Annotated in this window: 12 protein-coding genes and 2 pseudogenes; 6 read left to right on the top strand and 8 right to left on the bottom strand. The window is 71.2% G+C overall.

The window, feature by feature from the left end; translation table 11 throughout:
* Positions 1 to 12 precede the first annotated feature (12 nt).
* From E1291_RS44365 to E1291_RS34720, 4 genes and pseudogenes are all read right to left on the bottom strand, one after another.
* Positions 13 to 222: pseudogene (locus E1291_RS44365) on the bottom strand (HD domain-containing protein); the annotation flags it as partial.
* Between the two features lie 139 nt (positions 223 to 361).
* Positions 362 to 817 (bottom strand): GntR family transcriptional regulator, encoded by a 456-nt coding sequence (locus E1291_RS34710; RefSeq protein WP_131742303.1) that lies wholly within the window; start codon positions 815 to 817, stop codon positions 362 to 364.
* 1 nt (position 818) lies between these two features.
* On the bottom strand, positions 819 to 1022 hold the full coding sequence (locus tag E1291_RS34715; RefSeq protein ID WP_131742304.1) for a hypothetical protein: 204 nt from the start codon (positions 1020 to 1022) through the stop codon (positions 819 to 821).
* Between the two features lie 212 nt (positions 1023 to 1234).
* Positions 1235 to 1507, bottom strand: a complete 273-nt coding sequence (locus E1291_RS34720) for a hypothetical protein (protein WP_131742305.1) — start codon at positions 1505 to 1507, stop codon at positions 1235 to 1237.
* 168 nt (positions 1508 to 1675) lie between these two features.
* On the opposite strand from E1291_RS34720, the gene E1291_RS34725 reads away from it, so the two are divergent.
* Positions 1676 to 2272: an XRE family transcriptional regulator gene (locus E1291_RS34725; protein ID WP_306434494.1), complete on the top strand. Its 597-nt coding sequence runs from the start codon at positions 1676 to 1678 to the stop codon at positions 2270 to 2272.
* An 854-nt stretch (positions 2273 to 3126) separates the two neighbouring features.
* Here the strand turns inward: E1291_RS34725 and E1291_RS34730 are convergent.
* A complete protein-coding gene (locus E1291_RS34730) occupies positions 3127 to 3711 on the bottom strand; it encodes a DUF2637 domain-containing protein (RefSeq protein WP_165495434.1) in 585 nt (194 codons plus the stop codon).
* Positions 3704 to 3925 carry a hypothetical protein gene (locus tag E1291_RS42585; RefSeq protein WP_165495435.1) on the bottom strand — a complete coding sequence of 74 codons (222 nt, stop codon included), beginning with the start codon at positions 3923 to 3925 and terminating at the stop codon, positions 3704 to 3706. Before E1291_RS42585 ends, E1291_RS34730 begins: the two co-directional genes overlap by 8 nt.
* 319 nt (positions 3926 to 4244) lie before the next feature.
* Between E1291_RS42585 and E1291_RS34735 the strand changes: the two genes are divergently transcribed.
* The 5 genes from E1291_RS34735 (at position 4245) to E1291_RS34755 (ending at position 8042) form a co-directional block, all read left to right on the top strand.
* On the top strand, positions 4245 to 4673 hold the full coding sequence (locus E1291_RS34735) for a hypothetical protein (protein ID WP_131742307.1): 429 nt from the start codon (positions 4245 to 4247) through the stop codon (positions 4671 to 4673).
* Positions 4640 to 5704 carry a peptidoglycan-binding protein gene (locus E1291_RS34740; RefSeq protein ID WP_242614562.1) on the top strand — a complete coding sequence of 355 codons (1065 nt, stop codon included), beginning with the start codon at positions 4640 to 4642 and terminating at the stop codon, positions 5702 to 5704. Before E1291_RS34735 ends, E1291_RS34740 begins: the two co-directional genes overlap by 34 nt.
* Entirely contained in the window at positions 5701 to 6417 is a 717-nt protein-coding gene (locus tag E1291_RS34745; protein ID WP_131742308.1) for an ABC transporter ATP-binding protein, read from the top strand. The genes E1291_RS34740 and E1291_RS34745 overlap by 4 nt, the downstream gene beginning before the upstream one ends.
* Complete coding sequence (locus tag E1291_RS34750; RefSeq protein WP_131742309.1) at positions 6414 to 7616, top strand: ABC transporter permease; 1203 nt, start codon at positions 6414 to 6416, stop codon at positions 7614 to 7616. The genes E1291_RS34745 and E1291_RS34750 overlap by 4 nt, the downstream gene beginning before the upstream one ends.
* A 63-nt stretch (positions 7617 to 7679) precedes the next feature.
* Complete coding sequence (locus E1291_RS34755) at positions 7680 to 8042, top strand: hypothetical protein (protein WP_131742310.1); 363 nt, start codon at positions 7680 to 7682, stop codon at positions 8040 to 8042.
* Positions 8043 to 8093: 51 nt separating this feature from the next.
* On the opposite strand, the gene efeU is transcribed toward E1291_RS34755, so the two are convergent.
* A complete protein-coding gene (gene efeU / locus E1291_RS34760; RefSeq protein WP_131742311.1) occupies positions 8094 to 8960 on the bottom strand; it encodes an iron uptake transporter permease EfeU in 867 nt (288 codons plus the stop codon).
* 122 nt (positions 8961 to 9082) lie between these two features.
* Positions 9083 to 9355: pseudogene (locus E1291_RS34765) on the bottom strand (ribonuclease D); the annotation flags it as partial.

Consider the following 9355-nt stretch of genomic DNA (forward strand, 5'->3'; position numbering starts at 1 on the left):
ATCCTTGCATGGTCAGAATGGCGAAGACGGGCCCTCCAAAAAGCCCGGCGCAGTCACTATCGCCAGCGCCAGTATCGCAACCTGTCGTTGCAGTACTAGGGGGTGGAAGCCGGTGTCTACGAGGTCGGGGGCGTAGCCGATGTCGTGGAGCCAGGCTGCGGCTTCTAGGAGGTCGGCTTGGTCGCCGAGGATGGGGGCTAGGGTGCGGGCTTGGCGGGCTACGCCTTGGGTGTGGGCCTAGCGTCGGGGGAGTGGGTTTTCGAGGTGCTTGCGGGCGAGGTCGCGGGCCCAGGCTGCGGTGTTCTTGTTTATGGGTTCGACGGTATGAGGGTGGGCGTGGACGTCCACGGGCGTGTGTGGTTCATCTGGGGACGTCTTGGCGGACGTAGCGTCCCTTGCCGTGGATGCAGGTGACCAGGCTGGCGGTTGCCAGGGCGATGAGTGCGGCGCGGGCGGTGAAGCGGGAGACGCCGTAGCGGCGGGCGGTTCGGGTCTCGCTGGGTAGCGCGTCGCCGGGGGTGAGGTGGCCGGTGTCGATCTGGTGGCGTAGGTCTTCGGTGATGCGTTCGGCGTTGGTGCGTGGTGGCCTTGAGGTCGCTGGGACGAATCGGCCCACGCCGGTGCGGACGGTGATGAGTTTCTCGGCTTGCAGGGGGGACAGGGCCCGCCGCACGGTGTTGCGGGCGACGTTGAACTCGGCGCAGAGGTCTCCCTCGCCGGGGAGGCGGTCGCCGGGGGCGTAGGTGCCGTCTGTGATGCGTTGGCGTAGTACGTCGGTGATTTTGACGTAGGTGCCCCATGCCGTGCGGCGGGTCATGTCAGCGTTGGTCGTTCTTGTGCGGGTGGGACGCGGCGGTGAGCCACGGGGTGAGGATGATGTTCAGCATCTCGGCGGCCGGTCCGGTGTGGGCGCATCGAGCGAGCCACAGGCCGGTGCTGGACTGGTACCACCAGGCTCCGTTTCCCCGGATCACCGAGACGGTTTCCCCGATGGTCGGTGCGGCCTTGGAGATGACGCGCAAGATCGGGCGTGGTCCGGTGACGTGGAGCTGTGTCGTCCAGCCGTACCGGCGAATCTCGATGCCCAGGCGGGCAAGGTGGAAGGTCGCCCGCCATGAGCCGCTGTAGACCGGCGGCGGGGACGGGATGGGGCCCGACTGCTGACGGATTGGCGCTCCGGTGCGCGGCGCCGTGCTCCTGTCGGCGGTGTGGCGAGGGATGTGTCTCGGCTTCATCACTGGCGGGCGGCTTCGGCTCGGGCAGCTTCGTCGGTGAGCGCCTCGCGGAGGTCGGTGGGGTTGGAGCGGATCACGGTGGGATCGATGCCGGCGGACGGGTCGTGCAGGCTCGCCACCCAGTCGCCCAGGTGTCCGCCCCCTCGCACGGCGCGCCAGATCCGGTGACCGGTGAAGTCCCGGCGGAGCGCGGCGAGCGCTCGGTCCTCGGAGCGGTTCGGGTTGGTGGTGGCCTGGCTCGGGGCGGTCTCCCGCTGCCGGTGACTGGGCATTGCGGCTCCCTGGCATGTGGGGCTTCACCTGGGTGAGGCCCGGTGTTGGTCGGTGCTCTGAGCCTTGTGGCCTGGTTGGGACCTCTCCATCGACATCTAGGGACGTCTTAGGACGTCTTCTGTTAGCGTCGTTGGCGCGTCGTTCTCACTTGCGCCACGGGAGGTCCGGTGAACGACAGGTTGCGGCGTGCCCTTGCCGACGCGCGCCTGACCGAGGTGGGCGTTGCCGGTCGGTTAGGCGTGGATCCCAAGACCGTTCAGCGATGGGTCGCCGGGCGCGTGCCGCATCCGCGTCATCGGACGGGGGTCGCCGCGCTGGTCGGATGTGAGGAGGCGGACCTGTGGCCTCAGCTTGCGATGGCGCGCGTCCGGGCCGAGCCGCCGAAAGTCGAGATCCTCGCCAGTTACCCGCACCGGTGGGCCGTGCCTCGTCCGGTGTGGGAACAACTCTTTCAGGGCGCGAAGGACGAGATCGGCGTTCTGGTCTATGCGGGGGTGTTCCTCGCCGAGGACATGGGGATCATGCGCGCCATCGCCGGACGGGCGCGGGCCCGTGTTGGTGTGCGGATCCTGCTCGGCGATCCCGACGGGGCGTGCGTCGCCGAGCGTGGGAGTGATGAGGGCGTGGGCGAGTCGATGGCCGCGAAGATCCGCAACGCCCTCGTCCACTACCGGGCTCTCGGCAAGGTGGACGGCGTAGAGATCCGGCTGCATGACACCGTGCTCTCTACAACTCGATCTACCGTGCGGACGATGACCTACTGATCAACCCGCACGCCTACGGCATCGCCGCGTCTCGTGCGCCCGTCCTGCACCTGCGGCGGGCGGAGGAGGGGGACATGGCCAGTACCTACCTGGAGAGCTTCGAGCGGGTATGGGCAAGCGCGGCGCCTCCAGCGTGAGGGCACCTGTACATGATCCGACACGCCGGGCAACCCCCTCCGGGAGGTCGTTCGAGAGCTTGTTCGGTTCGCAAACCAGCAGGTAGATGCCTATTTTGCCGATCGCCGCCCTGTCTGATTTAGGCGTTTCATTGCTTGGTGTCCAACTCACGGATGGAGGTGAGGTCGGGTAAAGTAGCAACATCCGCCACGCTCGACGTGCCTGGTGGTCTGGCGATCTCCTGGGGGAGGTCCTCTCAAAGGCAGGTGATCCGCCGCAGTCAACGCATAGTCGTCCCACTGGCTGACTTATGGGTGCCCGAAAAGGCCGCTCATAGGGCGGGCCGGCAGGAGAGTAGGCGCTCTCCCGACCGGCCCTTGTGAACACCTCTGTCCCAGTGTCAATGGGTAGAACACAGGAGTTCTGCATGCCATCAAAGCAACATGTTCGTCCACCGTCAAACGTGGACGTCGTCAGAGTCTCACTCTGTGGCCGGCTTGACCAGGAAGTTTGCCGATCTGACCCCATCGGCGCTGGCTGCACTACTCAGTGCGAGCATGCCTGGCCGCAGCCTGAGCTTTGGCCTGACACACTCTGTGCCCTTGGCTGTGGTACAGAGTACGTCGAGGCGTCTTAACGGGTTTGTTTCGGGCGTTCCAGCACTCTCCTGCTTGTCCGGAACTATCGGGTTGGTGCCTCGGCGATGCCGAGGCACCAACCCTCCGTTCTGCTCGGCCCTAGGGTTGAGCGGTGGTGATGATCTGCTTCACCTTGCGGCGGTCGATGCCGTGCTTCTCGGCTAGGTAGCGCTGGGAGACGGGGCGGCCGGGGCCGTCCAGGCTTGCCAGGTACTCGGCTCGTACCGCTTGTTCTGGGGTCTGCTCCGGTTTGGTGCGTGGTGGTTCGGGGTGCTCTGCGGTGGTGCGTTGCTCGTCTGGGTGTGCTGCGGCTCGGGTGAGGGGCATGAGGAGTTCGAACGAGCCGACCAGGGCTAGAGCCGGCCAAGCGCTGACCAGGGCGCCGATGACGCCATGGGTTGCCCCGTGCGCCACGTTGGCGCCTACCGTCGCCACGATGCCGATGGCAAGGCTCCACTTGGCCAGAGCGGGCGGGGGTTGGCTGCGGCGGCTCGTGTCCAGGATCACCATGGACGCGGCCCAGATGAGACCGTCCACCGTGAACGGGACCAGGCGCGCGGTTGGGCCTTCCTCACCATGGGAGCGGACCAGTTCGTAGGCGTGGCGGTACGAGATGATCGCGGCCACGGTGGCAACCGCGACGACTGCCAGCGCGGTGGTGAGGCGGATTAGGCGGTCAGGCACGGGCCAACTCCCGGTGCCACTCCGCCACGCACGGGTCTCCCTCGCCGTGGGTGGTGACGCGCTCGGCGATGGACAGGGCTGTGATCGCTGCGTTGTGGTCCAGCGGGTGCGGCCATGTGGTGACACGCCATTGGGTGCCCGTGCGGGTGGCGCTGGCGATGGTCTTGCCGTTCACGATGGCCGTCATGGTGTCTTCGTCGATCTTGATGGACATGATCGCCTCCTCTCTGCTGGGGGAGCCAGGGGAGCCAAAACGGGGAGCCAATGAGGCTCGATCCGGTCGACGTCCCTTGACTCGCCCGGACGTTTTTGCTGGTGAGAGGCTCTCCGGGCGACTTCCTCGGACTTCGTTCGATCCGCTCGGAGACAGGGCGGCTAATGCGGGTTTAACGGGGGTGGGGGTCTGATGCTCTTCGTCGGGCCGGGTGGTCTGGCGGAGAGGGGGAGTCGTGAAGGGCGCGGGCTGGGCGGTGGTGGTCGCCGTCGTGGTGGTGGTCGGGGTTTCGGGTTGCGGGGGTGGGGGCGGGAGCGGGGTGGCGAGTGTCGGGGGGACGGCGTCGGGGGCGGTGGAGGCTTCTCCCAGCCGGTCGCTGGCGCCGGAGGACGCGCAGCTGAGGTTCGCCCGGTGCATGCGGGAGAACGGGGTGGACATCCCCGACCCCGGGAGCGGGGACGGGTCGGCCATGCGGCTGGGGAAGGGCGGCGACCAGGGGCGGTTGCAGGGGGCGCTGCGCAAGTGCCAGTCGTGGCTTCAGGCGGGCGGGAAGATGCCCGACCTCAAGGACCCAAGGGTGCACGACCAGTACGTGCGGTTCGCGCAGTGCATGCGTGAGCACGGGGTCGACGTCAAGGATCCGGGGCCGGACGGGACGTTGCGGATCCCGTCCAAAGGCATCGACATGGAGCGGGCACGGAAGGCGCGGGACGCGTGCAGGAGCGTGTTGCCAGGGGCCTCGAAATGAGGTGGGTGCTGGTGGCGGGCGGTGTCGCGGTCGTGGTGGTCGGGGGGATCGTGCTCGCGGTGGCGATGGACGGGGACGAGGCCAAGGCAGGGCATGAGGTGCGGCTCGGGACGGTGGTCGTGACCCGGGGCGATCTCGTCGACACCGAGAAGGTCGACGGGAAGCTCACCTACAGCGGGGCCCAGGACGTGTGGGCCGGGGCGTCGGGTGTGGTCACGTGGGTGCCACGGAAGGGCGCGACCGTCAGGAGGGGCGGGCCGCTCATGCGGGTGGCGGGCAGGCCCGTGACGTTGATGTACGGCGGGACGCCCATGTACCGGGTGCTGGAGCAGGGGGTCACCGGGGGAGATGTGCGGCAGCTGGAGACCAACCTGACGGACCTCGGGTACGGGGGGTTGACCGTGGACCGGGAGTTCACGGAGGCGACGAAGGCCGCTGTGAAGGAGTGGCAGGACGATCTGGGCCTGCCGGAGACGGGGACGGTCGACGCGGGGCAGGTGGTGTTCCTCGGTGGGCCCGTCCGGGTCCGAGAGGTGAAGGCGCCAAAGGGGAAGCAGGTCGCGAAGGGCCAGCCCGTGCTGGGGGTGGCCGGGACGGGGCGGGTCGTCCACGTGGATCTGGACGCTGAGAAGCAGGATCTCGCCCGGGAGGGGGCCAAGGTCTCGGTGGAGCTGCCCGGCGGGAAGGTCGTCAAGGGCACGGTGGGGAAGGTGAGCGGCGTCGCCGAGAGCACCGGGTCGGGGCAGGACAAGAAGACCACGGTGGGCGTCGACATCTCGCTGGGCGGGGCCGGGACGGGGCGGCTGGACGAGGCGCCCGTCACCGTGGAGCTGGAGAGCGAGCGGCGGCGGGGCGTGCTGTCGGTGCCCGTCGAGGCGCTGCTGGCGACCCGGGAGGGCGGGTTCGCGCTGGAGATCGTCGAGGGCGCGGAGCGGCGGCTCGTGCCCGTCCGGACGGGGGCGTTCGGCGGCGGGCGGGTCGAGGTGGACGGGGTGCGCGAGGGCGCGCGGGTCGGGGTGCCCACCGGATGAGGGAGATCGGGGTGGACGTGCCCGCGCCGGCGATCATCGAGCTGGCCGGGGTGACGAAGGAGTACGCCGGGGGCGTCGCGGCGCTGCGGGGGGTGGACCTGGTGGTCACGGCGGGGGAGATGGTCGCGGTCATCGGGCCGTCCGGGTCGGGGAAGTCGACGCTGCTGCACATGGTCGGGACGCTGGACCGGCCGACGGCGGGACGAGTGCGGGTGGCCGGGCACGCGGTGGCGGAGCTGCCGGACCGGGCCCTGTCGGCGCTGCGGGCGCGGCACATCGGGTTCGTGTTCCAGCAGTTCCATCTGGCGGCGGGGGTGAGCGCCCTCGACAACGTCGCGGACGGCCTGCTGTACGGCGGCGCCGGACGGGGCGAGCGGCGGGAGCGGGCGCGGGCGGCGCTGGAGCGGGTCGGGCTCGGCCGGCGGACGGCGCACCGGCCGCACGAGCTGTCGGGCGGCGAGCAGCAGCGGGTCGCGGTGGCGCGGGCGGTGGCGGGCGGGCCGGAGCTGCTGCTGGCGGACGAGCCGACCGGCAACCTGGACTCGGTGGCGGGCGCCGGCGTGCTGGCGCTCCTGGACGATCTGCACCGTGCCGGGACCACCGTGGTGATCATCACGCATGACCGGGAGGTGGCTGCGGGGGCGCCGCGGCGGGTGCGGATGCGGGACGGGCGGGTCGTCGCGGACGAGCGGGCGGGGGCGGGGACCCGATGAGGGCGGCGCGCGGGGGGCTCGTCCCGGCGCGGCTCGGGGTGGGGGACGTGCTGCGCACCGGGCTCGGCGGGCTGCGGACCCGGCCGGCGCGGGCCGCGCTGTCGGCGCTGGGCGTCGCGATCGGGATCGCCACGATGGTGGCGGTCGTCGGGATCTCCTCGTCCGGGCGGGAGGATCTGCTGCGCCGGCTCGACCGGCTGGGCACGAACCTGCTGACGGTCGCGCCGGGCGACACGCTGTTCGGGGGGCGGGCGGAGCTGCCGGAGACGGCGCCGGAGATGGTGGCCCGGATCGGGCCGGTCACGGCGGTCGGCGCGACGGGCGCGACGGGCGCGACCGCGCGCCGCACCGACCGCGTCCCCCGGGAGGTCACGCAGGGCATCGCGGTGCAGGCGGCGTCGGTGGGACTGCTCGGCACACTGGACGTCGGGATGGCGGACGGCCGCTGGCTGGACGCGGGAACCGGGCGGTATCCGGGGGTGGTGCTCGGCGCGGAGGCGGCTCGGCGGCTCGGCCTGGACCGGCCGGGGGAGCGGGTGTGGATCGGCGGGCGGTGGTTCACCGTCCTCGGGGTGCTGCGCCCGGCGGAGCTTGCGCCGGAGATCGACCGGTCGGCGCTCGTCGGCTGGGACGCGGCGCGCCGCCACCTCGGCTTCGGCGGCCATCCGACGACGATCTACTCGCGGTCGGCGGACGGGGCGGTCGGCGACGTGCGGGCCGTCCTCGCGCGGACGGCCGACCCGGAGCATCCCGAGCAGGTGCGGGTGAGCCGGCCGTCGGACGCGCTGGCGGCCAAGGCCGCGGCGTCCGGGGCGTTCACGGGGGTGCTCCTCGGGCTCGGCGCGGTGGCGCTGCTGGTCGGCGGGGTCGGGGTCGCCAACACGATGGTGGTGTCGGTGCTGGAGCGGCGCCGGGAGATCGGCCTGCGCCGCTCCCTCGGCGCGACGCGCGGGCAGGTGCGCACCCAGTTCCTCACCGAGTCGCTGCTGCTGTCGGGCGGCGGCGGCGCGGCGGGGGTGCTGCTCGGCGCGGCCGTCACGGTGGTGTACGCGCTGGTCAGGGGGTGGCCGCCGGTGGTGCCGGGGTGGGCGCTCGGCGGGGCGCTCGCGGCGACGCTGGCGATCGGGGCGGCGGCGGGGCTGTATCCGGCGATGCGGGCGGCGCGGCTGTCGCCGACCGTTGCTCTGGCCACGGTCTGACGGATCGGTGCATGATTGGGGGCGGCCGACGACGTCCCACCTTGGGGAGGTGCCTCCACCGTCATGCCGGTGCCACGCCCGCTCCGCGAGCGCTGCCGAGAGTTCCTCGGGATCGATGGAGAGATCCGCTACATCTTCCCCGCGATGGCCTACGGCGGCGGGGCGGGGTTCATCTTCGTGGTGACCGACGACCAGGTCGCCGTGATCTCCACGGGGTCGCTGAGCCGCAGCACCCCCAAGAGCGTCTGGGGCAGCTATCCCCGGGGGACCCGGATCGGCCCGGTGGAGGCGGGCTCGGGCGCCTCGTTCGAGTTCGCCGGGGCGGTGTTCGAGCTGGACGACGAGTACGTCCCCGTCGTCAACGCCGCCGACACCGAGATCTTCGCCCGCGACCGGCTGCCCCGGGACCCGCTGCCCGACCTGTGACGGGCCGCGCGGCGGCCGTGACCCGCGCGGGGCCGGGACGGTCCGGGCGGGTCAGGACGTGGCGGCGGGCTCGGCGGCCTTGGACGGCGCGGCGGGCTTGGACGGCGACGCCGGGCGCAGGAACAGCGCCATCACGGGCACCAGGTAGGCCGCCCACATGATCAGCTGCAGCCAGGTGATCTGCGGGGTCACGTTCAGGACGCCCTGGAAGGCCGTCTGCATCCAGTCGCCCGCCGAGCCGAAGTGGGCGAAGAAGCGGTGCGGCTCCAGCGCGACGGAGCCGAGGCCGGGGAACACCTCGGCCTCCTGGAGGTCGTGGAAGCCGTACCCGAACACGCCCGCCGCGACGACGATGAGCGCGGCGCCCGTCCAGGTGAAGAAGCGCTTGAGGTTGATCTTGAGGCCGCCGCGGTAGAGCAGGTAGCCGAGCGCGACGGCGACGGCGATGCCGAGCAGCGCGCCGGTGATCGGCTGGGCGGAGCCCTCGGAGGAGTTGCTGATGTTCGTCCACAGGAACAGCGCGGTCTCCAGGCCCTCCCGGCCGACCGCGAGGACGGCCACGCTCGCGAGGGCGAGCGGGCCGACGTCCAGGGCCCCTTCGAGCTTGCCCTCCAGCTCGGCCTTCATGAAGCGGGCCGTCCGGCGCATCCAGAAGACCATCCAGGTGACCAGGCCGACCGCGAGGATCGACAGGACGCCGCCGAACAGCTCCTGGGTCTTGAACTGCATCTCCGAGGACGCGGCGCTGAGCACGATGCCGAACGCGACGCTGACGGCGATCGCCACGGCGATGCCGGTCCAGACGGGCAGCAGGGCCCGGCGGTTGCCGGTCTTCACCAGGTAGGCGATGAGGATGCTCACGACCAGGGCGGCCTCGAGACCCTCGCGCAGTCCGATGAGGAAGTTGCCCAGAAGCATCGCCGCACTCCTCCGAAGAAACACACACGTTTAGGCAAAGCTAACCTAAGCCAGTGTGTTCTCGGACGGCGGGCTCCGCAAGGGCGAGTTCCGTCACCCGGCGGCGGAGCCCGTCCCGCGGATCATCGGTCTCCCTTGCAGTCGAGCCGCAGGAACGCCTTCGCCAGCGGCTGCGCCGTGAGCTCCACCTGCCAGCCGCGCGCCCCGAGCTCGCGCAGCGCCGCGCCGATCGCGGCCGCGGACGGCTCGGCGGGCGGCGTCCAGGCGAGCCGCCGGACGAGGTCGGGCTGGACGAGGTTCTCCGAGGGCATCGCGTGCTCGTCGGCGAGCGCCGCGACGACCGCGCGGGCGGCGGTCAGCCGCTTGGCGGCCTCGGGGTCGCGGTCGGCCCAGCG

The sequence above is a fragment of the Actinomadura roseirufa genome (assembly GCF_900659635.1).
Taxonomy (GTDB): Bacteria; Actinomycetota; Actinomycetes; order Streptosporangiales; family Streptosporangiaceae; genus Spirillospora; species Spirillospora roseirufa.